Origin of the sequence: Lentzea rhizosphaerae, from assembly GCF_042649515.1 — a bacterium.
GTDB lineage: Bacteria > Actinomycetota > Actinomycetes > Mycobacteriales > Pseudonocardiaceae > Lentzea > Lentzea aerocolonigenes.
On the sequence record NZ_JBHRZI010000011.1, the window covers coordinates 701,488 to 725,795 of the forward strand.

The 24,308-nt window shown below is 69.7% G+C and carries 24 protein-coding genes and 1 pseudogene; 6 read left to right on the forward strand and 19 right to left on the reverse strand.

What is annotated here, in order from left to right:
- Window positions 1–126: 126 nt before the first annotated feature.
- Window positions 127–510: a DUF5319 domain-containing protein gene (locus ACFOWZ_RS10820; RefSeq protein ID WP_030471985.1), complete on the forward strand. Its 384-nt coding sequence runs from the start codon at window positions 127–129 to the stop codon at window positions 508–510.
- 373 nt (window positions 511–883) lie between these two features.
- Here the strand turns inward: ACFOWZ_RS10820 and ACFOWZ_RS10825 are convergent, their stop codons facing one another.
- From ACFOWZ_RS10825 to ACFOWZ_RS10845, 5 genes are all read right to left on the reverse strand, one after another.
- Window positions 884–1,765 carry an anti-sigma-D factor RsdA gene (locus ACFOWZ_RS10825; protein ID WP_382371647.1) on the reverse strand — a complete coding sequence of 294 codons (882 nt, stop codon included), beginning with the start codon at window positions 1,763–1,765 and terminating at the stop codon, window positions 884–886.
- Window positions 1,766–2,338, reverse strand: a complete 573-nt coding sequence (locus tag ACFOWZ_RS10830; RefSeq protein WP_030471987.1) for a sigma-70 family RNA polymerase sigma factor — start codon at window positions 2,336–2,338, stop codon at window positions 1,766–1,768.
- Between the two features lie 308 nt (window positions 2,339–2,646).
- Complete coding sequence (locus ACFOWZ_RS10835; RefSeq protein WP_030471988.1) at window positions 2,647–3,243, reverse strand: response regulator transcription factor; 597 nt, start codon at window positions 3,241–3,243, stop codon at window positions 2,647–2,649.
- An 81-nt stretch (window positions 3,244–3,324) separates the two neighbouring features.
- A complete protein-coding gene (locus ACFOWZ_RS10840) occupies window positions 3,325–4,221 on the reverse strand; it encodes a hypothetical protein (protein WP_382371649.1) in 897 nt (298 codons plus the stop codon).
- A 12-nt stretch (window positions 4,222–4,233) separates the two neighbouring features.
- Window positions 4,234–5,175: a MerR family transcriptional regulator gene (locus ACFOWZ_RS10845; RefSeq protein ID WP_382372646.1), complete on the reverse strand. Its 942-nt coding sequence runs from the start codon at window positions 5,173–5,175 to the stop codon at window positions 4,234–4,236.
- Between the two features lie 180 nt (window positions 5,176–5,355).
- On the opposite strand from ACFOWZ_RS10845, the gene ACFOWZ_RS10850 reads away from it, so the two are divergent.
- Entirely contained in the window at window positions 5,356–5,652 is a 297-nt protein-coding gene (locus tag ACFOWZ_RS10850) for a WhiB family transcriptional regulator (protein WP_382371651.1), read from the forward strand.
- Between the two features lie 188 nt (window positions 5,653–5,840).
- Here ACFOWZ_RS10850 and groL read toward each other — a convergent pair whose 3' ends face one another.
- On the reverse strand, window positions 5,841–7,466 hold the full coding sequence (gene groL, locus ACFOWZ_RS10855; RefSeq protein ID WP_382371653.1) for a chaperonin GroEL: 1,626 nt from the start codon (window positions 7,464–7,466) through the stop codon (window positions 5,841–5,843).
- A gap of 82 nt (window positions 7,467–7,548) precedes the next feature.
- Window positions 7,549–7,842: a co-chaperone GroES gene (groES, locus tag ACFOWZ_RS10860; protein WP_030471993.1), complete on the reverse strand. Its 294-nt coding sequence runs from the start codon at window positions 7,840–7,842 to the stop codon at window positions 7,549–7,551.
- A 173-nt stretch (window positions 7,843–8,015) separates the two neighbouring features.
- Between groES and ACFOWZ_RS10865 the strand changes: the two genes are divergently transcribed.
- Window positions 8,016–9,524 (forward strand): alkaline phosphatase D family protein, encoded by a 1,509-nt coding sequence (locus tag ACFOWZ_RS10865; RefSeq protein ID WP_382371655.1) that lies wholly within the window; start codon window positions 8,016–8,018, stop codon window positions 9,522–9,524.
- 177 nt (window positions 9,525–9,701) lie between these two features.
- Here ACFOWZ_RS10865 and tsaD read toward each other — a convergent pair whose 3' ends face one another.
- From tsaD to tsaB, 3 genes are read right to left on the reverse strand one after another with little or no spacing between them, the layout of a single operon-like run.
- Window positions 9,702–10,757, reverse strand: coding sequence for a tRNA (adenosine(37)-N6)-threonylcarbamoyltransferase complex transferase subunit TsaD (gene tsaD, locus ACFOWZ_RS10870; RefSeq protein WP_382371657.1), 1,056 nt, complete (start codon window positions 10,755–10,757; stop codon window positions 9,702–9,704).
- Complete coding sequence (rimI, locus tag ACFOWZ_RS10875) at window positions 10,750–11,208, reverse strand: ribosomal protein S18-alanine N-acetyltransferase (RefSeq protein ID WP_382371659.1); 459 nt, start codon at window positions 11,206–11,208, stop codon at window positions 10,750–10,752. The genes tsaD and rimI overlap by 8 nt, the downstream gene beginning before the upstream one ends.
- A complete protein-coding gene (gene tsaB, locus ACFOWZ_RS10880; RefSeq protein WP_382371661.1) occupies window positions 11,205–11,885 on the reverse strand; it encodes a tRNA (adenosine(37)-N6)-threonylcarbamoyltransferase complex dimerization subunit type 1 TsaB in 681 nt (226 codons plus the stop codon). The genes rimI and tsaB overlap by 4 nt, the downstream gene beginning before the upstream one ends.
- A 228-nt stretch (window positions 11,886–12,113) precedes the next feature.
- On the opposite strand from tsaB, the pseudogene ACFOWZ_RS10885 reads away from it, so the two are divergent.
- Window positions 12,114–12,452, forward strand: a pseudogene (locus ACFOWZ_RS10885) (AMP-binding enzyme); the annotation flags it as partial.
- Between the two features lie 61 nt (window positions 12,453–12,513).
- Here the strand turns inward: ACFOWZ_RS10885 and ACFOWZ_RS10890 are convergent.
- The 6 genes from ACFOWZ_RS10890 to glmS all read right to left on the reverse strand — a co-directional run bounded on the left by ACFOWZ_RS10890 (window position 12,514) and on the right by glmS (window position 18,942).
- Complete coding sequence (locus ACFOWZ_RS10890; protein WP_030471999.1) at window positions 12,514–12,861, reverse strand: hypothetical protein; 348 nt, start codon at window positions 12,859–12,861, stop codon at window positions 12,514–12,516.
- Between the two features lie 63 nt (window positions 12,862–12,924).
- Window positions 12,925–13,386 (reverse strand): tRNA (adenosine(37)-N6)-threonylcarbamoyltransferase complex ATPase subunit type 1 TsaE, encoded by a 462-nt coding sequence (gene tsaE, locus ACFOWZ_RS10895; RefSeq protein WP_382371663.1) that lies wholly within the window; start codon window positions 13,384–13,386, stop codon window positions 12,925–12,927.
- Complete coding sequence (locus ACFOWZ_RS10900) at window positions 13,383–14,480, reverse strand: alpha/beta fold hydrolase (RefSeq protein ID WP_382371665.1); 1,098 nt, start codon at window positions 14,478–14,480, stop codon at window positions 13,383–13,385. The genes tsaE and ACFOWZ_RS10900 overlap by 4 nt, the downstream gene beginning before the upstream one ends.
- On the reverse strand, window positions 14,477–15,562 hold the full coding sequence (alr, locus tag ACFOWZ_RS10905; RefSeq protein ID WP_382371667.1) for an alanine racemase: 1,086 nt from the start codon (window positions 15,560–15,562) through the stop codon (window positions 14,477–14,479). The genes ACFOWZ_RS10900 and alr overlap by 4 nt, the downstream gene beginning before the upstream one ends.
- Window positions 15,563–15,699: 137 nt before the next feature.
- Window positions 15,700–17,082 carry an NAD(P)H-hydrate dehydratase gene (locus tag ACFOWZ_RS10910; RefSeq protein ID WP_382371669.1) on the reverse strand — a complete coding sequence of 461 codons (1,383 nt, stop codon included), beginning with the start codon at window positions 17,080–17,082 and terminating at the stop codon, window positions 15,700–15,702.
- Entirely contained in the window at window positions 17,083–18,942 is a 1,860-nt protein-coding gene (glmS, locus tag ACFOWZ_RS10915) for a glutamine--fructose-6-phosphate transaminase (isomerizing) (RefSeq protein ID WP_382371671.1), read from the reverse strand. It abuts the gene before it with no gap.
- Between the two features lie 149 nt (window positions 18,943–19,091).
- Here glmS and ACFOWZ_RS10920 point away from each other — a divergent pair, with 149 nt between their 5' ends.
- Together ACFOWZ_RS10920 and ACFOWZ_RS10925 are read left to right on the forward strand one after the other, a co-directional pair.
- The gene (locus tag ACFOWZ_RS10920) at window positions 19,092–19,904 is read left to right on the forward strand and encodes a dienelactone hydrolase family protein (protein WP_449280281.1); all 813 of its coding nucleotides are present in this window, start codon (window positions 19,092–19,094) and stop codon (window positions 19,902–19,904) included.
- Window positions 19,905–19,914: 10 nt separating this feature from the next.
- The gene (locus ACFOWZ_RS10925) at window positions 19,915–20,583 is read left to right on the forward strand and encodes a hypothetical protein (protein ID WP_382371675.1); all 669 of its coding nucleotides are present in this window, start codon (window positions 19,915–19,917) and stop codon (window positions 20,581–20,583) included.
- Window positions 20,584–20,633: 50 nt separating this feature from the next.
- Here ACFOWZ_RS10925 and ACFOWZ_RS10930 read toward each other — a convergent pair whose 3' ends face one another.
- From ACFOWZ_RS10930 to ACFOWZ_RS10940, 3 genes are read right to left on the reverse strand one after another with little or no spacing between them, the layout of a single operon-like run.
- Complete coding sequence (locus ACFOWZ_RS10930; RefSeq protein WP_382371677.1) at window positions 20,634–21,137, reverse strand: hypothetical protein; 504 nt, start codon at window positions 21,135–21,137, stop codon at window positions 20,634–20,636.
- Entirely contained in the window at window positions 21,134–23,890 is a 2,757-nt protein-coding gene (locus ACFOWZ_RS10935) for a WXG100 family type VII secretion target (RefSeq protein ID WP_382371679.1), read from the reverse strand. The genes ACFOWZ_RS10930 and ACFOWZ_RS10935 overlap by 4 nt, the downstream gene beginning before the upstream one ends.
- A 6-nt stretch (window positions 23,891–23,896) precedes the next feature.
- Entirely contained in the window at window positions 23,897–24,202 is a 306-nt protein-coding gene (locus tag ACFOWZ_RS10940; RefSeq protein WP_382371681.1) for a type VII secretion target, read from the reverse strand.
- Between the last annotated feature and the right edge of the window lie 106 nt (window positions 24,203–24,308).

A 24,308-nucleotide genomic window follows, 5' to 3' on the forward strand; every position in this document is an offset into this window, starting at 1 on the left:
GCGGGTGACATGCCTTCCGTCGTGCGGTCTGCCCCACAACCCGCGGGTCAGGTTTCCGCAGGCGGAGGCGGTGCTGCCCATGGTATCTGGACGGCCGTGGGGGTACGGCGGGTACCGTGCGGGGTCGTGCCGCAAGACGCGTTGCCACCAGACCCCTTCGCGGGTGACCCCGAGGACCCCGCGCGAGCCCTGGGCGAGCCCGACCACGACCATCCGCCGATGGACGACGACGAACGAGCAGAGCTGGTCAGCGACCTGAGCGACCTCGCCGTCTACCAGGCCCTGCTCGAACACCGCGGGGTGCGCGGCATCGTCGTGGACTGCGGCGAGTGCCAGGAACCGCACTACCACGACTGGGCCCTGTTACGAGCCTCACTCGAACAGCTGCTCGCCGACGGCAGGATGCGGCCGCACGAGCCCGCGTTCGACCCGGACCCCGGCTCCTACGTCAGCTGGGAGTACTGCCGGGGGTACGCGGACGGCGTGACGGCCACCGAGTCGGCCCGCTGACGCCTCTGAGGGCAGGGCCCCGGCAAAGTCCTCGCTTCGCCCGATCTGCCCGATGAGAGCGCACCCACACACCACGCGCTGTGGATGAAGGGAACCTTCATCCACTTGGGGTGTACGAAGGTTCCCTTCATCCACCACGCGGGCCCAGCCCCTGGCATGAACGGCGCACCTGTCGACCCCATGTGCACAAAAGCGCCGTTCATGGACGACGGCCGAGGAGCCTGCCGGGGCCCTGCCTCCGAGGGGATGAGCAGGCCGGCTCGCGGCGCACCGGGGACGGTGCCCAGCCGGTCACATTCCACCCGACGTGTGAACACCCGAGCGTGTGAACGGCCCCTGACCTCGAAAGATCAGGGGCCGTTCACACTGCGTCTCAGTTGGTGCCGGTCTCTCCGACGGTCTGACCCGTACCGGTCGACCCCGGGTTCTGCGATCCGGGCTCCGGGTTGGGCGGCGGCGGAGGCGGCAGCTCACCGTTCGACGTCGGCGGCGGAGGGGTCTCCGAGGACGTCGACGGGGACGGCTGCGTCGTGGTCGGCTCGGTCGACGGAGTCGAGGACGGCGTCGACGGCTGCGTCGTGGGCTTCGGCGGCTTCGGAGTCTTCGTCGTCGAGGGCGGCGAGGTCGTCGAGGTGTTGGTGTCGAGCTCCTTCTCGAGCTCCTTGTGCTTCTCCTCGAGCTGCGCCTTGCCGTCGGCCGTCGAGACGGAGTCCAGGTGGGCCCCGACCTTGTCGAGCTTCTCGCGAGCCTCGTTGACCTTGCCCTCGCGCAGCGCCAGGCGGGCCGAGTCGAGGTCGCTGCGCACGATGGCCGCGGCTTCGATCGACTTGGCGTGCTCGGCGTAGAGAACTCGGGTGAGCCCCCAGAGCGTGTCGCCGGGCTGGGCGTCGCGGGCCACCAGGCTCACGCCGGTGAAGGCGATGGCCAGGACCGCGGCGGCGCTCGCCAGCGGGATCAGGTAGCGGTGCCTGCTCACCGGCTGCGGGCGGGCAGCCTGGATCGTGGCGATGGCGGTCTCGGTGTCGACGAGCTCGCCGAACGGCGCCGTCTCCACCTCGTTGCGCCACGCCAGCAGCAACGCGTTCAGCTCGTCGTCGACCAAGGAGCCGGCCGCACCCGGTGTCGCGGACCCCAGCGCGTCCAGCAGCCTGTCATCGGCCTGTACAGCCGAAAGATCGTCTGCGACGGGTTCGTGCGGGGTTCTACCGTCCTGTCCGCGCACTTCCTCGTCGTCCTTTCCGTGCTCGTCGGCCACTCAGACCACCTCCTCCGCTGCCAGCGACTTGCGGAGCCGAGCAAGCGCACGGTGTTGCGCCACCCGGACCGCACCCGGCGTCGAACCGACCGCCTCGGCAGTTTCCTCGGCGGAAAGCCCGACCACCACCCTCAACAGCAGGATCTCCCGCTGCTTCTCCGGCAGGACGCGCAGCAGGACTGCCATCCGGTCGGAGAGTTCGCCCTGCATCGCCCGCTGTTCCGGACCAGCTTCGGTCTCCGGCGCGTCGGGAACTTCGGGAACGGGCTCGGAGCGGTTCCTGGCGGCAGACCGATGTGCATCGGCAACCTTGTGCGCCGCGATCCCGTACACGAACGCGAGGAAGGGCCGACCCTGATCGCGGTAGCTGGGCAATGCCGTGAGCACCGCGAGACACACCTCCTGGGCCACATCGTCCGCCGAAGCGAAGCTTCGCTCCTGCCTTCCAACTCTGGCGCGGCAGTACCGCACCACAAGAGGACGAATGGAGGCCAGCAGGCGTTCGATCGCCTGGCGGTCGCCGTCGACGGCCGCGCCCACTTCGGCGTCCAGTCCGTCCCCCAAGTTGGTCATCGCAGACAACAGCCCTGGTGTTACTTGTTGGCGTACCGACATGAAACAGCACGAGTCACTCACAGCGACCCGATGCATCCGCCTCACCGTACCGGTCTTGGCGCCCTCTGTTCATCAGTGGGGTATGGACACCCCGCGTGACCAGCAGACACGCCCTGACGACATCAGCCCGGCGACATTGTCACCGGGCTGGGCTAAATGCGCGACCCGAAGATTCCACCTCAGGCGCAGGTGAGACGCCTCACGTCACCGGCCCCGCTCCCCCACATGCGGCATATGAGGACGCGGGGCCGGTGCGGCGAGTGCGACTACTGGACGAGGCCTCGCCGGAAGCCGTGCGCGACCGCCTGAGCGCGGTCACGGACACCGAGCTTGCGGAAGAGACGACGGGCGTGCGTCTTCACCGTGTCCTCCGACAGGTAGAGCTCGCGGCCGATCTGACCGTTGCTCTTGCCCTGGCTCATGCCGCGCAGCACCTGGAGCTCGCGCTCCGTCAGCTGCACGCCGGGGTCCGAGGGCTGACGCGGCGCGGGCACGGAGGTGCTGGCGAGCGTGTGCGCGAGGGCTGCCACAAGCTCGGGACGCGACGCGTCCCACCTCAGGTAACCGCGGGCACCACCTGCGATGGCGGCGGCGATGCTGCCGGCGTCGTCAGGTGCTCCGAAGACGATGACGTTTGCCTGCGGATTCGCGGAGACGAGCCGACGGGTTGCTTCCACCCCGGTCGGGACGGCGCGCTGGGTTCCCACCAGGACGACGTCGACCGGCTGCCTTGAAAAGCGAGCCAACAACTCGTCACCGTGCGCTACGCAGTCGATGCGGCTAACCCCGGGGACAGCCGACATCACGCGGGTGAGACCCTCCCGCACACTGCGCCGGTCGTCGCAAATAAGGACCGTGGTCACGGGGACTCCTTTCCTGCAGCCGAGTGACGTTCCATCTCCCCTATCGGACGCTCGACGCCCAACCTTGACACGATCCGGTGCTTAATCCGTCAAGAAGTTCTTCTGAGGGTCTGCGTTCGGGGGTTCCCCGGAACGGAGCAGCCCACTCGGCACCCACGGGGAATCAAGAGCGACCTGACGGCTGACGGGACCAGCTCTCCGTAACACGCAGCTCAGAGCCTCCGTCGCCCGGTCGATGGCGACTGCGCCCACCGTGGGGGCATGGCCCACCAGGACAAGAGCGCTCGGCCAGATCAACGGATGAAGCCTCTTCGTGACGCTGTGATTTAGCTCACACTCGACTAGTTCAACACCTCTTGTCAGGCCGTCGGGTGTCCCCCACACGACCAACGAGGTGCCCAGGACCAGTGCCGACTTGAGCTCGTGCCGCAGCGCCTTCCTGCTGGTCGCCACGCCGTACGCCTCCTCGGCGGGGGCGACCGCGGCGTGGGCCCGGCCGGACACGAGCTCAACCTCGGCGGATACCCATCCCCGCCGGACCTCAGCCCTCCACGAACCACCCGTCTCAACACGTGCGAGCAGCCGGCGGGCCTCCTCCGGCCGTCCCGCCCCCAGCGAGTCGGCCGCGAGACCGAGCAGGGCGTCCGCACGGGCACCGTCCGCGTCGATCCCGTCGGAGTCGCCGCCGCCGGTTCCCCCGGCACGGGTGAGGGCGGCACCGTCGAGGCCGCGGGCGAGGTGATGCGCTCCGAGCTGGCGGTGGTGAGAGGCGCGGGTGGACAACGCGAGCGACGCGATCACCGGGTCCGGGTCGTGCCGGAGCGCGTCGAGGACCGTGGCCGCGGCGGCGTAGTGGCCCTGACCGCCCAGGACGACCGCGGCGAGCCAGCGCACCCGTGAGCTGGGCGACGACAGCGCCGGCCAGACGTCGAGATCGGGTGAGTCACCGAAGGCGGCCCGGCGCAGCTCCTCTTCCACCGGGGAAGTCTGTCAGGTGACCGCGGCCTCCACTGCCGCCGCGGCGTCGGCGAGGTCGTCCACGCGTTCGGCCGGCGCCGTCACCACACCCCGCTGCCACCCCGGCCCGCCGACGAACAACCGCACCTGCTGCCGGGTGCGCGGCACCGCGGCGATCACTCCCGGATCGGCGTACCGGGGCAGCTGCGCCCACAGCACCACCGCGGAAGGAGCGGTCCGGCGCACGGCGGCGGCCAGCGCGTCCACCGGCAACGCCGCCCCGAGCTGCCGGACGACCACGCCGCGCTGCGCGAGCTCGGCGGCCAGCGGATAGAGAGGAAGGTTGTGTCTCTCCTCCGGCATGCACGCCAGCAACACGGGCCGATGGTTGCGCCCGAGAGTGACGAGCGGTGTCGCGCGCACGAACGACGCGAGCACGCACTCGTTGAGGAGGTGCTCCACCTCGACCCCGGCACCGGAGAGCTGCCACCGCGCGGCGACGGCCGTCAGCACGGGGCGCACGACCTCGTTCCAGGTCGTGATCACCCCTTCCGAGGCGAGTGCGTCGGCGAGCATGCCCTGCACGGCGATGGAGTCCATCGCGAGCGCCGCGCGCCCGAGTCCGCGCGCCAATCGAGACGCTCCGGGCATTTTCAGCCCGCGGCCACCACCCGATGGTGCGACGGGAACCTCGCCGTGCGTCATCGAAGATTTCGAGTCGAGCGCGAAACGGGCCGCCTCGGCCGATGAGGCGCCACGAAGAAGAGCGCGTTGCATCAATTCCAAACGAGCCACGTCGCGCGGCCCGTATTTCCGGTGCCGCCCGGTCGTGTGACCGCTCGGGCCGAGCCCGTAGCGGCGGTCCCAGGTGCGAAGGGTGGCGGGAGCCACGCCGAGTCGCCTGGCCACCGCGGCCACTGAGAGAAGGGGCTCACTCGTGTGACCACCGGCAGACCAGTGCTCCGGCTGTGTCATCACGGGAGCCATGTTCCGTTCACCTCATCCGGGCGGCAACTCCGGGCGGTGAGTGATCGAACACGCGTGCCGTCACCCATCAGTTGATTTGGGTCTTCAGCCTCTTGAACAAGTTTTGACGCGGTTCTACGGTGGATCATCGTTAAGCCGAATGGAGCAGTCGTCACGGAGGCGGTCTCGATGGCGGACACCCGAAGGCTCCCCGGTCCCAACGCAGATCTCTGGGACTGGCAGATGCGCGGTTCGTGCCGGGGCATGGACAGCGCGTTCTTCTTCCACCCCGACGGTGAACGGGGTCCGGCGAGAGCACGACGGGAAGCCAGGGCCAAGGCCGTTTGCCTCGCCTGCCCGGTGCTCGAGATGTGCCGCAAACACGCACTGGCGGTGCAGGAACCCTACGGAATTTGGGGCGGGCTCTCGGAATCGGAGCGCGACCACATCATCAAGGCCCGCAAGCGCCAATTGGTGATCGTTTAAAAGGAAACGGGCGGCACCGCGGAGGGTGTCGCCCGTTTCGTTCGAGCTCAAAACTCGCGAGTTCGCGTCGGTCGTCCGGTCACCCGCTCACGTCGAAATCGGCGAAGCCCATTTCGGCGTGAGCGAGTCGGCCGGACGACCGACTTCAAGGCGAACTCGCCGCCGTCTGCGAAGCAGCGGCCAAAAACTCAGTGGCCGTGCCCGTGGCCGTGGCCGTGGCCACCGGCAGCGGCGGGCTCGTCCGCCTTCTTCTCGACGACGGCGCTCTCGGTCGTGAGCACCATGCGCGCGATCGAGGCGGCGTTCGCCACCGCGGAGCGGGTGACCTTGACCGGGTCGATGATGCCCTGCTCCAGCAGGTCGCCGTACTCGAGCTTGGCGGCGTTGATGCCGAAGCCCCAGTCGCCCTCGCGGACCTTGTTCACCACGACGGCGCCCTCGAGGCCCGAGTTCGCGGCGATCCAGAACAGCGGCGCGGACAGGGCCTTCGCGACGAGCGCGACACCCGTGGCCTCGTCACCGGTCAGGCCCAGGCCGCCGTCCAGCACCTTGGAGGCGTGGACCAGCGCGGAACCACCGCCGGGCACGATGCCCTCCTCGACCGCGGCCTTGGTAGCGGCGACCGCGTCCTCGATGCGGTGCTTGCGCTCCTTGAGCTCGGTCTCGGTGGCGGCGCCGACCTTGATCACGGCGATGCCGCCGGAGAGCTTCGCGAGGCGCTCCTGGAGCTTCTCGCGGTCCCAGTCGGAGTCCGTGGCCTCGATCTCGCGGCGCAGCTGCTCCGCGCGGCCGGCGATGTCGGCCTTGGTGCCGCCGCCGTCCACGATCGTGGTGTCGTCCTTGGTCACGACGACGCGGCGGGCGGAACCCAGCTGGTCGAGCGTGGTCTCGGACAGCTTCAGGCCGATCTCCGAGGAGATCACCTCGCCGCCGGTGACGACCGCGAGGTCGTCCAGGAACGCCTTGCGGCGGTCGCCGAAGAACGGCGCCTTCACGGCGACGACCTTGAGGGTCTTGCGCACCGCGTTGACCACCAGCGTGGACAGGGCCTCGCCCTCGACGTCCTCAGCGATGATCAGCAGCGGCTTGCCGGACTCCGCGACCTTCTCGAGGATCGGGAGGACGTCGGCCAGGGCCGAGATCTTCTCGCGGTGCAGCAGGATGCGGACGTCTTCGTAGACGGCCTCCTGCGCCTCGAGGTCGGTCGAGAAGTGCGTCGACACGTAACCCTTGTCGAACTGCACACCCTCGGTGATCACGAGCTCGGTCGCGAGCGTGGACGACTCCTCGACGGTGATGACACCGTCCTCGCCGACGCGCTCGATGGCCTCACCGAGCAGCTGGCCGATCGACTCGTCCCGCGAGGAGACGGTGCCGACCTGGGCGATGTTGTCGCGGCCCTTGACCGGGGTGGCCTTGCCCTTGAGCGCGTCCACGACGGCGTCGGAGGCGGCCTGGATGCCACGGCCGAGCGCGGTCGGGTTCGCACCCGCGGCGATGTTGCGCAGGCCTTCCTTGACCAGCGCCTGCGCCAGCACGGTGGCGGTGGTGGTGCCGTCACCCGCGACGTCGTTGGTCTTGGTGGCGACCGACTTGGCGAGCTGCGCGCCGAGGTTCTCGAACGCGTCGTCCAGCTCGATCTCACGGGCGATCGTCACACCGTCGTTGGTGACCGTGGGGCCACCGAACTTCTTGTCGAGCACGACGTGGCGCCCGCGCGGGCCAAGGGTGACCTTGACCGTGTCCGCGAGCTTGTTGACGCCGCGCTCGAGCGCCCGACGAGCGTCCTCGTCGAAGCTGATCTGCTTGGGCATTACCTGAAGCCTCTCTGGGTAGCGAAACGCCCCGGATGCCCCGGATGGGGCGCCGGGGCGTCAGGCATGACAGCCGAGCGTCTTAGTTGACGACGGCCAGCACGTCGCGGGCGGAGAGGATGAGGTACTCCTCGCCGTTGTACTTGACCTCGGTGCCGCCGTACTTCGAGTAGATGACGACGTCGCCGACGGCAACGTCGACCGGAATGCGGTTGCCCTTGTCGTCGATGCGGCCGGGGCCGACCGCGAGGACCTTGCCCTCCTGGGGCTTCTCCTTCGCGGTGTCCGGGATCACGAGGCCGGAGGCGGTGGTCGTCTCGGCCTCGGAGGCCTGAACGACGATCTTGTCCTCGAGCGGCTTGATGTTCACGCTCACCGGGATGACCTCCACGGGTCGTTGGCAGGTTTCGTTGTTACGGCTCCTGCCACCCCGCCGTCGCGGGGGTCGGGGCGGTGCTGGTGCCGTGCAATTGGCACTCTACCCACGAGAGTGCCAACCCTTCAACGAGGGCCCCGAACCGGTCACCCGTCGGGAGCCGTATTCAGGGCATGCCCACCTTGACGCGCCGGACTCTGCTGCTCGCAGGCGTGGCGGGAGTCACAGCGTTCTCGGCCACCGCGTCCGCCAGACCCGCCGACCCTTTCACACTCGGTGTGGCCTCGGGCGACCCGACACCCGACGGGGTGGTGTTGTGGACCCGGCTGGCCGTGGAACCGTTCGCGGAGGACGGCCTGGGAGGCATGCCGGCACGTCCGATCGAGGTGGAGTGGCAGGTCGCGGACGACGAGCGGTTCACCCGGATCGTCCAGCAGGGCTCGACCGTCGCCCGACCGGAGGAGGCGCACAGCCTGCACCTGGAGCTCTCCGGGCTGGAACCGGGCCGCGAGTACTTCTACCGCTTCAAGGCGCTCAACCACCTCTCACGGACGGGACGCACGCGCACGGCTCCTCCTCCGAACACGTTGCAGGCACCGCTGACGATGGCCTTCGCGTCGTGCGCGCAGTACGAGCACGGGTACTTCACGGCGTACCGCAGGCTGGCGGAGGACGACCCGGACCTCGTGCTGCACCTCGGCGACTACACGTACGAGTACGAGGCCGGCATCCACAAGTCGCCGAGCGGCATCGCCCGCCACGTCGACGGCCCGACGACCGTGACGCTCGCGGACTACCGGCGGCGGTACGCCCAGTACAAGGCCGATCCCGACCTGCAGGAGGCGCACGCCGTCGCACCCTGGTCGGTGGTCTGGGACGACCACGAGATCGCCAACAACTGGGCCGGTCTCCAGCCGGACACGCCACAGGCGAACTTCGCCCACCGCAGGGCCGCGGCGTTCCAGGCGTATTACGAGAACATGCCGATCCGCAGGTCACCGAGGCTGTACCGGCGGATCCGGTGGGGGTCGCTCGCCACGTTCCACATGCTCGACACCCGGCAGTACCGGACCGACCAGGCCTGCGGGGACGGGCTCCAGCTGTGCCCGGAACGGCTCGCTCCCGAACGCACGATGCTCGGCGACGACCAGGAAGGCTGGCTGTTCAACGGGTTCCGCGGCTCGCAGGCGCGCTGGGACGTGCTCGGCCAGCAGGTGTTCTTCTCCCAGTACGACTACATCCCCGGTGACGTGGACAAGTTCCTGCTGGACGCGTGGGACGGCTACACCGCCGACCGGGACCGGGTGGTGGCGCGCTTCGCCGACGTGCGGAACCCGGTCGTGCTGACCGGTGACGTGCACGCGGCGTGGGGTGCCGAGGTCAAGGAGCGCTGGGACGACCCGTCGTCGAAAACGCTCGCGACCGAACTGGTGACCACGTCGATCACCGCCGGTGGCGACGGGTCGGAGGAGTACGAGGACACGGCCGCGTGGCTGCGCGAGAACCCGCACGTGAAGTACTTCAACAACCGGCGCGGGTACACGCTGACCAGGTTCACGCCCGATGAGCTGCGCACGGAGTTCCGGGGGCTCGACTACGTGACGCGGCCCGGCTCGCCCGTCCACACCAAGGCGACGTTCGCGATCGAGGACCGCGTCCCCGGCCTCAACCGCGTCAGCTGAGCGCACGCGGGGCCCCTTCGTGCACCAGGAGAGTACGAAAGCTCCCCGCGTGCACTTCCCCAATTCCGCATTACGGAAGCAACGCAGCAACCGCGCAGCGCCGCCGTAGTGCACGCGGGGAGCTTTCGTTCGCACTGAGTGCACGAAAGGGCCCCGCGTGCCGTCCGGATCAGCGGGTCAGAGGATTTGGACGGTGTTGACCGGGAGGCCTGGGGTGGTGGAGAGGTCCATCGGGGACGGCTTGGCGCCCGCGTGAACCAGGTGGGCGCCCAGTGCGGCGATCATGGCGCCGTTGTCGGTGCACAGCCGGGGGCGCGGCACGCGCAGCTCGATGCCTGCCTCGGCGCACCGCTCGGCCGCGAGACCGCTCAGGCGCGAGTTCGCCGCGACGCCGCCGGAGATCACCAGCGTGTCGACGTTCAGGTCCTTCGCGGCGCGGATCGCCTTGGCGGTCAGCACGTCCGCGACGGCCTCCTGGAACGACGCGGCGACGTCGGCGAGCGGAATCTCCTCGCCGGCGCGTTCGGCGCGCTCGACCCAGCGGGCCACCGAGGTCTTCAGGCCGGAGAACGAGAAGTCGTACTTCGCGTCGCGCGGGCCCGTCAGGCCGCGCGGGAACGCGATCGCGCACCCGTTGCCCTGCTTGGCGAGTTTGTCGATGGGCGGGCCGCCGGGGTACGGCAGGTCGAGCAGCCGCGCGACCTTGTCGTAGGCCTCACCGGCCGCGTCGTCCACGGTGGACCCGATCTCGGTGATCGAGTTCGCCAGGCCGCCCTCGACGAGCAGCAGCTGCGAGTGGCCGCCGGAGACCAGCAGCGCGAGGCAGCGCTGCGGCAACGGGCCGTGCTGCAACGTGTCCGCGGCGACGTGGCCAGCCAGGTGGTTCACGCCGTAGAGCGGCTTGTTCAGCGCGGCCGCGTACGCCTTCGCGGCAGCCACGCCGACCAGCAGCGCACCGGCGAGACCCGGTCCGGCCGTGACGGCGATGGAGTGGATCTGGGAGAGCTCGACGCCGGACGCGTCGAGTGCGCGGCGCATGGTCGGGACCATGGCCTCGAGGTGGGCGCGCGAGGCGACCTCGGGCACGACGCCGCCGAAGCGGGCGTGCTCCTCGACGCTCGAGGCGACCTCGTCGGCGAGCAGTTCGAGCGAGCCGTCCGGACCGAGGCGGACGATGCCGACGCCCGTCTCGTCGCACGAGCTCTCGATGCCGAGAATCAAGCGATCAGACACTTTGTGCGGGCCTTCCCATCGTGTACGCGTCGGCACCCGACGGCTGGTAGTAGCGGCGGCGCAGGCCGAGGTGCTCGAAGCCGTGCGCCAGGTACATCGCGATCGCGGGCTCGTTGTCCGTGCGGACTTCCAGGTACACCGGCACGCCGATCTCGTCGACGCGGGCCAGCAGGTTCCGCAGCAGCATCTTGCCGACGCCCCTGCCCTGCCAGTGCCGGATCACGGCGATCGTGTGGATGCTCGCCTCGTGCGGGCTCGCGGCGAGACCGGCGTAACCGATCAGCTCGTCGTCCGCGTACGCGCCCATGTAGTAGTTGCCGTTGCTGAGCTCGCTGTGGAACGCGTTCTCGCTCCACGGGTCCTCGCCGGGGAACAACGCCAGCTCGATCTCGTGGCACTTGGGCACGTCGGCGTGCTGCAGAGGCGCGAGCGTGACGGTGCCGGTGGTCATGCCCTGGTCACCCGCTTGCGCCCGGTGGGCTCCACGGCGTCCGGGCGGCGCAGGTAGAGCGGGGTGAGCGCGGCCGGGCGGGCCTTGGCGAGCACCTCGGCGGCCGCGGCGGCGACCAGGCCCTCCGGGCTCGGGTGCTTCGCTTGGAGGAGCTCCAAGCCGAGGACGTCCTGGTAGATCTCGGCGCCCTCACCCGTGGCCTGCTGCACGCCCAGGGCCGGCAGCTTCTCCGCGAGGTCCTGCGGGCGTTCGACGTGCGGACCGTCCGTGCGGCGACAGGCGGCGTCGTAGGCGGCCCAGTAGACCTCCTTGCGCCGGGCGTCGGTCGCGACGAGCAGCGGGTGGCCGCTGGCGGCGTCCTTGGCGATCGCGTCCGTGGTGGCGACCGGGTAGACCGGGCGGTTGAGCGCCTGGCCGAGCGCGGCGGCCGTGGCAAGACCGACCCGCAGACCGGTGAACGGCCCGGGACCGGCGCCGACGACGATCGCGTCGAGGTCGGCGAAGGTCTTGCCCGCCTCTTCGAGCGAGTCGCTGATGTGCGGGGTGAGCAGCTCGCCGTGCGCCTTGGCGTTGAGCGTCACCCGCTTCGCGAGCAGGCGCGGCGGAGAGTCTGGCGCGAGTTCGACCACACCGGCGGTGACTGCGGGGGTGGCCGTGTCGACGGCGAGCACTAGCACGATTGTCCAGAGTAGTACGTGTGCCGAACCACACTTCCCACGCGTCCTCCAGGGGCTCGTAAGACGCGGTGTCCATGTTCGCTGAACCGAGTTGCGCAGCCACACCCGCGTCGCTGTCTGGGCGACCTCGACGCTCGAAACGTGCGTCTCCGTCGTGGCGGGGCTGCCGGTGGACGGCATCGACGTGCGGGTGGTCGACGAGCAGGGCACGACGTCGGACCTGAACCGGCCGGACGCGATCCCGACGGCTACCTCCGCATCGTCGGGAGGCGCGCCACCGACCTCATCAAGAGCGGCGGCTACAAGATCGGCGCGGGCGAGATCGAGAACGCCCTGCTGGAGCACCCGTCGGTGGCGGAGGTGGCGGTGACCGGCGAACCAGACGACGATCTCGGCGAACGGATCGCGGCCTGGGTGGTTCCAGCGGGCGAAGCGCCGGAACCAGCCGTGCTGAGCGACCACGTGGCGCGGCTGTTGTCACCGCACAAGAGGCCACGGGTGGCGCGTTTTCTGGAAGCCTTGCCGCGCAACGAGATGGGCAAGGTCCTCAAACGAGAACTGTCCTGAGAGGACTGTCGTGAGGGATGGCCGATGGGCTCGTCCGGCCATCCCTCACGACGTCCGTCGATCAGCCAGCCGAGTTGCCGTTGCAGGCGACGTAGGACGGCGCGTGGTCGACCGTGAAGATCTCCAGCGGGCCGTTCCACTGCCACGGCAGCAGGCAGGCGTTGTTGGCGATGCTGATGTCCGAGCCACCGCCGGCGTGGTTGTCGTTGCACGCGGCGTAGCCGGGCGCGTGACCCTCGTGCAGCAGCGAGAACGGGCCGTTCCACTGCCACGGAGCGGCACACACGTTGTCAGCGATGCTGATGCCGTGGCCGGAGCGGTCGTGCCCCTCGCCAGCGGAGGCGGGGGCCGCGGCGACCAGCATGGCGCCACCGATGACAGCAGTCGCGATAAGCGTCTTCTTGATCATGCGAGTGTCATCGGCCGGTCACGCTCTGTCCTTAATGGACATCACCCTATCCGCTGGAGATAGTCACACTGGCAGGGTACGAGCGGTCCAGTCGCCGTGCGGGATCAGCTGAGCTGTGCGAACGTCGTCGATTCCGCGCTCGAGGCGAATGAGCAGATGATCTTCGTTCAGGCGTTCCGCGACACCCTCGCCCCACTCGACGGCCACCACGGCGTCGACGAGGTCCGTGTCCAGATCAAGATCGTCTAGCTCGTCCAGGTGACCCCCGAGCCGGTACGCGTCGACGTGCACCAGCCGCACGCCCCTGCCGCCCTCGGCGGGCTCGTGGACGCGCGCGACGACGAACGTCGGCGACGACACCCTGCCCTGCACGCCGAGGCCGCGCGCCAGTCCGCGCACCAGCGCCGTCTTCCCGGCGCCCAACGGACCCGCGAGCAGCAGCAGGTCGCCTGCCCGCACGACTTCACCCAGCTTGCGACCGAACTCCTCGGTGTCCTCCACCAGGGGCAGTTCGACGGTCTTCACGCTCGCCGCCACCACTTCTTCCGACTCTCTCCGCGATCGGCCGCGCAGCGTTCGACGAGCGCGACCAGGTGGTCGTTGACGAGGTCAGCCTGCTCCATCATCACCATGTGCCCGGCACCGGGGGCCCGGACGAGGGTGGCGTGGGGCATCTCCTCTGCCATCCGCTCGGCGTGCGAGAACGGCGTGAGCTTGTCCGCGTCGCCGCTCAGGATCAGCACCTCGCAGTGCCTGAGGCCCGCCAGCGCCTTGTAGCGGTCGTGCGTGCCGAGGGTCTCCAGGAACTCGGTGAGCACCTTCACCGTGGTCCCGTTGATCATCTTCTCCATCAGGTCCACAAGGGACGGTGCCACCTTGCGGTCGCCGAACGCCAGCGCGCGGATACCGCTCCAGGTCAGGCTTTTCGCGCTCTTGCGCACCCACTCGACGAGGCCGGGCTGCACACCCGCGAGCCGTCCGACGCCGAGCGTCACGGGGTTGTACCGCGACAGCACGGACTTCGGCAGCCCCGCACCGCCCACGGCACCGGCGGCCGTGCCGACGAGCGCGACGCCGCGCACCCGTTCCGCGAAGAGCTCGGGCCGTTGCTCGGCCAGCGCCATGATCGTCATGCCGCCCATGGAGTGGCCGACGAGCACCAGCGGTCCGTCCGGCACGACCGAGCGGATCACCGCGTCGAGGTCGTGCGCGAGCTGCTCGATCGTGCTGGCCTCGACGGAGGACCGGCCGGACCGCCCGTGGCTGCGCTGGTCGTAGAGCACCTGGTGGACGCGGGGGTCGAGCAGCTCGGCGAGGTCGCGGCGCTGGAAGTGCCAACAGCGTCGGTCGAGCGCGAACCCGTGCACCAGCACCACGGTGATGTCGGCCTCGTCACCGTCGGCGGGATCGATCTCCTCGACGGAGATCGGCACGCCGTCGTCCGCCGCCACCGTCGACTCGCGATCGGGCCTGAGCTGTCCCAACGACTCTTCGGCGAGGCTGTTGGACGCGGTCTTGCGCTCGTGCGACACCTTCGCCGTCTGCGCCACGGCCGCACCGGCGACGGCGGCACCCAGCGCGCCACCGACCCACCCGACGACCTTCCACACCGGCTTCACGTGTAGATCCTCCGCACCCGCGGCCGGTACATCCCGCAGACGATCTCGTAGTCGATCGTCCCGGTCAGCTCCGCCCACTCCGTCGCCGTGGGCTCCCCGCGGCTCCCGTCGCCGAACAGCAGGACCTCCGCCCCCTCGGCGATCTCGTCGTCCCCGCAGTCCACAACGATCTGGTCCATGCAGACACGCCCCACCACCGGGCGGCGCTTGTCGCTGAGGAGCACCTCCATCCGGCCGGAGAGCGCCCTCGGAACGCCGTCCGCATACCCGGCCGGCACCAGTGCCAGCGTCGTGTCCTTCTGCGCGGTCCATGTCATCCCGTAGGAGACCGACTCGCCGGCGGGGATACGTTTGGTGAGCGCCACGTGCGACCGGTAGCTCATGACGGGCCTGAGGTCGTGGTCCGTCGGCACCGGGTTCAGCCCGTACATCGCGATGCCGGGCCGCACGATGTCGAAGTGCAGGTCCGGCCGCGTCAGCAGGGCAGCGGAGTTCGCGATGTGCCGCTTCGGGTCGAGGCCGTGGGACTTCGCCACCTCGTAGGCGTCGTCGAACCGCTTGGCCTGCAAGTCAACCGACGGGTGCCCGATCTCGTCCGCGCACGCGAGGTGCGACCAGACGGCGACGACCTCGTGCTTCTTGGCCTGCTCCACCAGCTCGGGCCAGTCCTGCGGCTGACACCCGTTGCGACTGAGGCCGGTGTCGATCTTCAGGTGGATCCGCGGCCGGGCGTCGGCTTCCTCCGCGGCCTGCTCGACGCGACGCAGGTCGGTCAGAGACGACACGGACAGGTCCACGTCGGCCGCGATGCCGGCGGCGAGGTCCTCGTCCGGGGCGTCGAGCCAGGCGAGGATCGGCGCCTGGATGCCCGCGGCCCTGAGCGCGAGGGCTTCCTGCGTCGAACAGGAACCGAGCCAGCTCGCGCCGGCCTCCAGCGCCGCGCGGGCGACCTCGACCGCGCCGTGGCCGTAGCCGTCCGCCTTGACGACGGCCATGGTCTCCGCGCGGGGAGCGAGGCCGGCGAGCAGCGCGACGTTGTGCCGCAGCGCACCGAGGTCGACTACTACTTCTGAACGGGCCATAACCTGTTCATCGTGCCATGAGACCGCAGCTCACAAGTGTGAGCGAGCGCTCACGCAGGGGTCCCCTCCAGGGGGTCCCCTGATTTCATTCTCCCAGGCGGCACCGACAAGATCGGGATCGGCGACGAACGGGCAGCTCAGCAGCCTCGAACAAGCCGAATCGCCGCCGGAATCGCTTCCATCAGCCCTGATGCCGGCACCGGCGCCCCGTCCGCACCCAGCTCAGCAGCCAGAACATGCAGGTAAGCCGCATACCCCGCGGCCAGGAACGGGTCCAAGCCGGAAGCCAGCAGCGCACCGATGATCCCGGACAGCACGTCCCCGGATCCCGCCGTCGCAGGCCAAGACGACGTAGCCGAGTTCACCAGCGCCCGCCCGTCCGGCGCCGCCACCACGGTCCGATGCCCCTTCAGCAGCACCACGGCGTTGAACCGCTGGGCAGCCTTCCGCGCCGCCGCCACGCGATCAGAGCCCACCGGACCGGCGAGGCGTTCGAACTCGCGGTCGTGCGGGGTCAGCACCAGAGGCGCGTCCGGGTCGCGGGCGTCCCACAGTTCGGGGTGCTGGGAGAGCAACGTGATGGCGTCGGCGTCGGCGATCACCGGCACCCCGGCGTCCAGCACGAACCGCACGACCTCCGCCGAGGACGAGCCGGTTCCCGTGCCGGGGCCGACGACCCAGGCCTGGACGCGGCCGGCGTCGGTGATCGAGCCGGTGCAGATCGTCTCCGGCCAGCGGGCGCGGATGGCGTCGGCGGCGGGGCCGGCGTAGCGGACCATGCCCGACGTGGCGAGCACTGCGGCGCCGGTCGACAGCACTGCGGCGCCCGGATAGGTCGAGCTGCCGGCCGCCACGCCCGTGACGCCCTGCGTGTACTTGTCGTCGGACGGGCCCGGCACCGGCCAGGCGATGTCCGCTCGCTCCAGCAGCACGAAGTCCGGGTCCGACGGCCGCAGACCGATGTCGACCAGGTGCACCTCGCCGCAGTCCGCCAGCGCGTGCACCGGCTTCAGGCAGCCGAACGTGACGGTGGTGTGCGCGCGAACGTGAGGTCCGGAGATCTCGCCGGTGTCGGGGTCGATGCCGGACGGCAGGTCGACCGCGAGGATCGGGGCGCGCACCGAATCAACGAGCGCGGCGGCGTCCTGACGCAGTGGACCGCGCGCCGACAGTCCCACGATGCCGTCGATGACCAGGTCCGGCGACCCGGCTGAGGAGACGATCCGGCCACCGGCGCGGCGGAAGGCGGCCAGGCCCTCGACGTGCGCCTTGGCCGGGTTGAGCAGCACGGCCGACACCGCTACTCCGCGGCGGCGCAGGAAGTAGCCGGCCCACAGGGCGTCGCCGCCGTTGTTGCCCGCACCGACGAGCAACGTGACGCGGCGACGTCCGGCCAGCAAACGCAGGGCGTGGGTGGCCACACCGAACGCGGCTTTCCGCATCAACGAGCCCGGCGGGACCACCGCCATGAGCTCCTCTTCAGCGGACTTGACGCGTTCGGTGTGCCAGACGCCTCTCACTCACTCGACGGTAACGGACTTCGCGAGGTTGCGAGGCTTGTCCACGTCGTAGCCGCGGGCCGTCGCGATCTCCGCCGCGAGCACCTGCAGCGGGATCGTCGAGATGAGCGGCTGCAGCAGCGTCGGAACGGCCGGGATCTCGATCAGGTGGTCGGCGAACGGGCGCACGGTCTCGTCGCCCTCCTCCGCGATCACGATCGTGCGGGCGCCGCGGGCCTGGATCTCGCTGATGTTGGACACCAGCTTCGAGTGCAGGACGGCGCGGCCCTTCGGCGACGGCATGACCACGACGACCGGGAGGTTCTCCTCGATCAGCGCGATCGGGCCGTGCTTCAGCTCGCCCGCCGCGAAGCCCTCGGCGTGCATGTAGGCGAGCTCCTTGAGCTTCAGAGCGCCTTCGAGAGCCACCGGGTAGCCGACGTGGCGGCCGAGGAACAGCACCGCCTTCGAGTCCGCGAGCTCACGGCCCAGAGCCTTGACCTGGTCGATGGTGCCGAGCACGCGCTGCACGGCCTCGGGCATGGCCTCGAGCTCGTGGAACTCGCGGGCGACCTCGTCCGGGTACTTGGTGCCGCGGGCCTGCGCCAGGGCCAGGCCGACGAGGTAGTTCGCCGCGATCTGGGCGAGGAACGCCTTCGTCGACGCGACACCGATCTCCGGACCGGCGTGCGTGTAGAGGACGGCGTCGGACTCGCGCGGGATCTGCGCGCCGTTGGTGTTGCAGACGGCCAGGACGCGGGCCTTCTGCGCACGCGCGTGACGCACGGCCTCCAGCGTGTCCGCGGTCTCGCCGGACTGCGACACGGCGACGACGAGCGTGTCGCGGTCGAGCACCGGGTCGCGGTAGCGGAACTCGGAGGCGAGCTCGACCTCGACGGGCAGGCGGGTCCAGTGCTCGATCGCGTACTTCGCGACGAGACCGGAGTGGTAGGCGGAACCACAGGCGATGACGAAGACCTTGTCGACGTCGCGCAGGTCCTGGTCGGAGAGGCGCTGCTCGTCGAGGACGATCCGGCCGTTCGCGAAGTGGCCGCGCAGCGTGTTCGCCAGCGCCTCCGGCTGCTCCTCGATCTCCTTGAGCATGAAGTACTCGTGGCCGCCCTTCTCGGCGGCGCTGAGGTCCCAGTTGACCGTGAACGGCTTGGCCTCGGCGGGCTCGCCCTCGAAGTCGGTGACCTGGTAGCCGTCGCGGGACAGCACGACCATCTGGTCCTGGCCCAGCTCGACGGCTTCCTTGGTGTGCGCGATGAACGCGGCCACGTCGCTCGCGACGAAGTACTCGTTGTCGCCGACACCGACGACCAGCGGCGAGTTCCGGCGCGCGGCGACGACGGTGTCGGGCTCGTCGGCGTGCGTGAAGACGAGCGTGAACGCGCCCTCCAGGCGGTTCACGACCTTGCGCACGCTGGCGACGAAGTCGCCCTTGGTGTCGCCCTCGTTGTAGGCGAATGCCACGAGGTGCGCGACCGTCTCGGTGTCGGTGTCGGACGTCATCTCGACGCCGAGGCCTTCGAGCTCGGCGCGCAGCGCGAGGAAGTTCTCGATGATGCCGTTGTGCACCACGGCGACGCGGTTGGTCGCGTCGCGGTGCGGGTGCGAGTTGCGGTCGATCGGCGCACCGTGCGTCGCCCACCGCGTGTGACCCATGCCGACGGTGCCCGCGAAGTTGTCGCGGCCCACCTCGTCGAGCCTCGTCTCCAGGTTCTGCAGCCGGCCTGCCTTGCGTTCGACGGCGAGATCATCGCCTGCGACTACCGCGACGCCTGCCGAGTCGTAACCCCGGTACTCGAGTCGCCTCAGCCCGTCCAGCACGACGTCGAGCGCCGACTGGTGACCCACGTATCCCACGATTCCGCACACGGAAAACAGACTAGCTAGACCACGCCGCTAACCCTAATGAGTGAGGACGCCACATTCGTGCTGGTCAGGACGCCAGGTGGTGTAGACCAATCTCGGGTGTGGTGCGGACGGCAGGATCGACTACGGTTCACCACATGGCTCGCCGCGTGATCACGCTGACCGCGAAACAGGCCCTTGAGCAGCTGAGCAGGCCCGGCCCGCACCCCGTGCTGCGCGGTGACCTCGCGCTCGTGGGCCTGCCGGGGGTGATCTTCACGCCGCGGTCCGGCCTGGGCCTGCCCGCCGTCGCGTTCGGACACGGCTGGATGCAGCCCGTACGCCGCTACCACGGGCTTTTGCGGCACCTGGCGTCGTGGGGCGTGGTCGCCGCCGCGCCGGCCGTGGAGCGCGGACCGCTGTTGTCGTCGCGAGTCCTGGCGGCGAACCTCCTGACCACTTTGGACATCTGCACCGGCGTGCGCCTGGGCTCGGGAGAGATCAGCGTCGACCCCGCCCGCCTCGCGCTGGCCGGGCACTCGATGGGCGGCGGCGCGGCGGTGCTGGCGGCGTCGGACACCGACCGCGTCCGCGCCGTTGTGACTTTGGCCGCAACGGAGACGCGCCCGTCCGCTCTGGACGCCGCACGGACCGTGCGCGCGCCGGGCCTGCACCTCGCGGCGGGCGAGGACCGCATCGCACCCCCGGTCGGGCACGCCGAGGCGATCGCCCAGGCCTGGGGCGGTCCGGTGCAGCTGCGGTTGCTGCCCAAGGCCTCGCACCTGGGCTTCACCGAGGGCAGGCACTGGAGCGAGCTCCTGCTGGACGGGAAGTCCGCACGGGGCTCGCACAAGCTCGGCCGCGCGTTCGTGACCGCGTTCCTGCTGCGGGTGCTGACCGGGGAGCGGACGTACGACGAGCTGCTCGACAGCGACCTGAAGAACGCGAGTCTCGTCTTTCAGCGGGAAGCGCTGCGCACCCGCTAGGTTGCTGGGCGTGATGCCGAACCAGGGTTGGCAGCAGAACCAACCACCACAGCAGCAGTGGGGTCCTCCGCCTCCCCCGCAGCCCAGAGGCGGCAGCTTCGTGATGGCGATCATCGTCGCCGCCTGCGCGGTCGGGCTCGCCGTGTTCTGGGTGATCCTCGGCGTGAAGGGCCTCATCGGCGAGCGCTTCCACGAGGTGGACCCGGAAGGCATCGCGCGGCGGCTGCAGCTGACCGGTGGCAACGGCGCTCTGCTGGGTCCGCTGAGCATCGTGAACCCCGTGCTGGACCTGCTCACGACGGTGCTGCTGCTGTGCGGCGCGTTGCTGATCGTGCTGCGGAAGGTCCCGGGCGCGTTCCTCGTCGCCGGGGCCGTCGTCGTGGGGATCCTCGCCGCGGCCGGCCGCTACGTCTACTACTCCGTGGTGCTCGGCTGGAGCGCGCCGAGCGAGCCGTACATCGCGGCCGTGCTCACGTTGATCGTCGGAGTGCTCGCGATCCTGCCGCCGGTGACCAACGCGCTGAAGCCCGCTGCCCAGCCGCAGTTCGGTCATCCCCAGGGCGGCCAGTTCCCGCAGCAGCAGCAGTTCCCTCAGCAGCAGTTCCCGCCGCAGGGACCGCCACCCGGCTACGGCCCGCCTCAGGGCCCGCCGCCGCCGGGATACGGCCCACCGCGCTGAACTGACGAGAACGCCCCCGAGGTCGCCTGACCTCGGGGGCGTTCGACGTTTCAGGACAACCAGCTCTGGTTGCTCAGGTCGTCGTCATCGTCGACGACCGGGCGCTGCGGCCGGCGTGGCGGCAGCGGCTGGCGGACCGGCGGCGGAGGCGGCTGCTGGACGACCGGCGGCTGCTGCACGGGCGGCTGCGGTGCCTCGTTGGAGCCGCTCGCGAAGCCTTCGGACTGCTTGCGCAGGTCGATCGCCCGCCACTCCTTCGCGATCTGCTCGACCTCCTCGTCGAGCTCGGACTTCGCGATGGCGGTGTCGTCGTCGAGACCGAAGGAGAGCTCCTTGTTGCGTTCCTTCTGCGGACCGGCGTCGCGCTGAGCCTTGGCCATCTCGCGCAGGCGCGCAGCGAGTTGCTGCTTGTGGTTCGCGAACTTCTCGTGCGACTCCTGCGTCTGCTTGGTCGACTCGTCGAACTTGTGCCTGGCCTCGGCCATGCGCGAGGAGTGCTCGGACTCGATGCCCGCGAGCTTCGCCTTGAACCCGGCGAGATCCAGATCGCTCACCAGCCACCACCCCGGTTGCCGTCGTCACCGCTGAGCACGCCCTGGGCGCCGCTCAGCGGGTTGTTGTTGTCCTCGTCGAACAGCGAACCCGTGGTGCGCCACTGGCTCGCGCCGCGCTCGGTGTCGCCGCCCTGCTGACCGCCGGCGCCGGCACCCGCACTCGGCATGCCGCCGCCCATCATCCCGCCACCCATCATGCCGCCTGTCGCGGCACCGGACGTGGGCTGGCCGTGGGCGTCCTGCAAGGACGGCAGGTTCGCGGAACCCGCCTGCCCCGCCTCGGAGGCGTTGGTGTCGAAACCGGCACTGTTGCCGTTGGGGTCGCTCTGGGACGGCGTGCTCCAGGCGCTGTCCGCCGGTGCCGAGCCGCCGAGCACCGACTCGCTGCCGGACCCACCGCCGCCGCCGGTGAACGAGACACCGGACGTCGACGTGGTGTCCGAGGCCGCGGCGTGGGCGAACTGCACGCCCTCGCCGGAGATCCTGGGCTCGCCGACGCCCGGCATGAAGCCGTTGTCCTGGATGTAGCTCCGGCCCACCGACTCCTGGAAGCGCTCGGCCACGTTCGGGCTCTCCTGCCCCGGCGGGCTCCACACCTGCTCGGCCTGGGCGGGCGTGGTCTGGAAGTCGGCGTGGGCGGGCATCGCCTGGAACTCGCCCTGGGCGGGCGCGGGCATCGTCTGGAACTGCCCGTCGGGGGCCTGCGGGAACGCCTGGTCGGGCAGCGTCAACGGATCGTCGAGCCGCAGGTCGCCGGTCATGCCGCCACCGCCACCGCGGCCCGTGTCACCGGCGGGATCGGTGCCCGCGGCGGGGTTGTCGTCCTCACCGAAGCTCACGCCGATCTGGTCGGGCGTGCCGTCGCCGTTGTCCGCGGTCAGGTTGATCTCGCCGGTCTCGGCGTTGACCTCAGCGGTGAAGTTGACGCCGTCCTGCTCGATGTGGATCTTGCCGTCCGCGCCGACCTCGACCGGGATCGGGTTCGACTCGGAGCCTGGCGCGCCCATGCCGGCGCCACCGGGGGTGCCGCCGCCGGGCGCGGGCGTGTTGCCAGCGGTCGCACCGGGTGCGCCGGGCGCCTGCGAGCCCGGCGCGGGAGTGCCGGTGAGCTGGTTGGCCATGGCCGTGATGGCCTGCGTGCCGTTCTGGCCCATCAGCGCCTTGGCGGCCTCGGGGTTCTTGCTGAAGTCGAGGTCGTAGGTCTTCGGCTCGCCCTTCGGCGTGTCGATCGTCATCTTCACGTGCCCGTTGGAGTCGGGCTCGGTGACCTTGATCGTGTTGTCGCCGGCCTTGACCGTGACGGACTCGAGCTTCTCCTCCGGCTTCGGCTGGTCCGGCTTGCCGTCGCCGTCCTTGTCGTCGGGCTTGCCGTCACCGTCGAGGTCGTCGACCTTGCCGTCGCCGTCGGTGTCACCGGGGATGTCGGGCTTGCCGTCACCGTTCTTGTCGAGCGGGTTCTCCGGCTTGGGAACCTCCGGCATGCCGCCACCACCGGGGCCGCCGCCGCCAGGGCCGCCACCACCGGGACCACCGCCAGGACCACCGCCGCCGGGCTTCTTGCCGCCACCGCCGGTGTCGTCACCCGGCTTGTCGGCGGGCTTCTCCTCCTTGGCGGGTTCGAACGGCTTGGTGTTGATCTTGTCGATCTCGGCGGTGAGCAGGTTCCACGCGTCGTCGACGGCCTTCTTGGTGTCCTTGCAGAGCTTCTCGAAGTTCGTGAACTTCGTGTTGACGTCGGTGTGGAAGGTGGCCTTCAGCCACTGGCGGGCACCCTTGGTGACCTCGCCCTTCCACTTGTCTCCGTCGCACGCCTCGTCGTTGATGTCGACGCCGACGTGACCTGCGACGCGCCGCAGCAGTCCCTCGTCCTGGCTGTCCGCGGCCTGGATGATCTCGCTGATCTGCGGCGGGGTCTTGCCGGCGATGTCGAACGGGCTGCCGACGCCGTTCAGCACGGCGTCCGCCTTGTCGTTCACCAGCTGCGAGACCGTGTGGCAGGCCGCACGCGTGGCGTCGGCGATGTGGTTGACGCTGTCCGCGACCGCCGCGGCCTTCTTCGAGAAGTCGGCGACGAAGGTGCGCGAGTTGTCCGCCGCCTTGCCGTCCCAGGTGGACCAGAGCTTGCCCATCGACTTCTCGGAGTCGGCCTGCTGGGTGCGCAGGTCCTTCGAGATCTGCCGCATCTCGATGATGTCTTGGTCGATCTTGTGGAAGTCGATGTCGCGCTGCTCTTCGTAGAGCGTCTTCGCGTTGTTGAAGTCGGTGTTGAAGTTGCCGTCGACGAGGTAGGCGGCCTTCGCCTGCTGATAGACCGGGAGGAAGTTCTCGAAGTACTTGAGGCCGGGCATGCCCGCGTCCAGCAGCTGGTTCGAGTTGGCGACACCCGCGCCACCGTCGGCGGCACGCTGCTCGGACTGGTTCAGCGTGTCCTGGCCGGACTTCTTGGCGTTGTTGTGGTCGTCGATCTTCTTCTGACCGGCGTCGCCCGACTTCTTCGCGACGTCGTAGGCGTTGTTCAGCCGGTCTTCCGAGCTGTCCGCCCACGGCATGTCGTTCTTGAACGACTGCCAGGCGCCGTCGCCCCACGAGATGTCGTAGTCGTCGAGGTACCGCTCGAGCTCGTCGTTGTGCGTGCCGCCGAGGACGTTGCCCTCGGCGTCTTTGGCGTAGTACGCCTCGAGCAGGGCCTTCTTCTGGTCGATCGGGACTTCGGGGTTGTCGCAGAGCTTCTTGACTTCTTCCCAGCTGGGCATCCGCGACTACCTTCCCTGCTTGTTGACCTTGGCGGCGTTGGCCTCTTCGGTCCACGCGTAGCCGTTGGCCGACTCGCGCAGCTTGTCCGAGAGACCCTTCATCGCCGCGGAGTACGCGGCGATCGCCTCGCCCAGCTTCGGCAGGCCGGCGACGTACTTGCCCCCGGCGGTCTGGTGCGCACGTCCGAAGTCCTTCGGGCCCACGTTGGTCGCGGTGATCTTCGCCTTGTAGTTCTCGATCTCGGTCGCGATTCCTTGAATGGTCGTCGCGGACGACATCATTTCGCCGGCGTTGGCCTGAAAGCCAGACATGTGCTCCTGCCTCCCCTAGTCCCCGATCTGACGCAGTTCGGCTCAGCGGGGTTCCGCCATACAGTGCCAGCTCACATCACACGGTGACCTGAGCTCCGTGATGTCG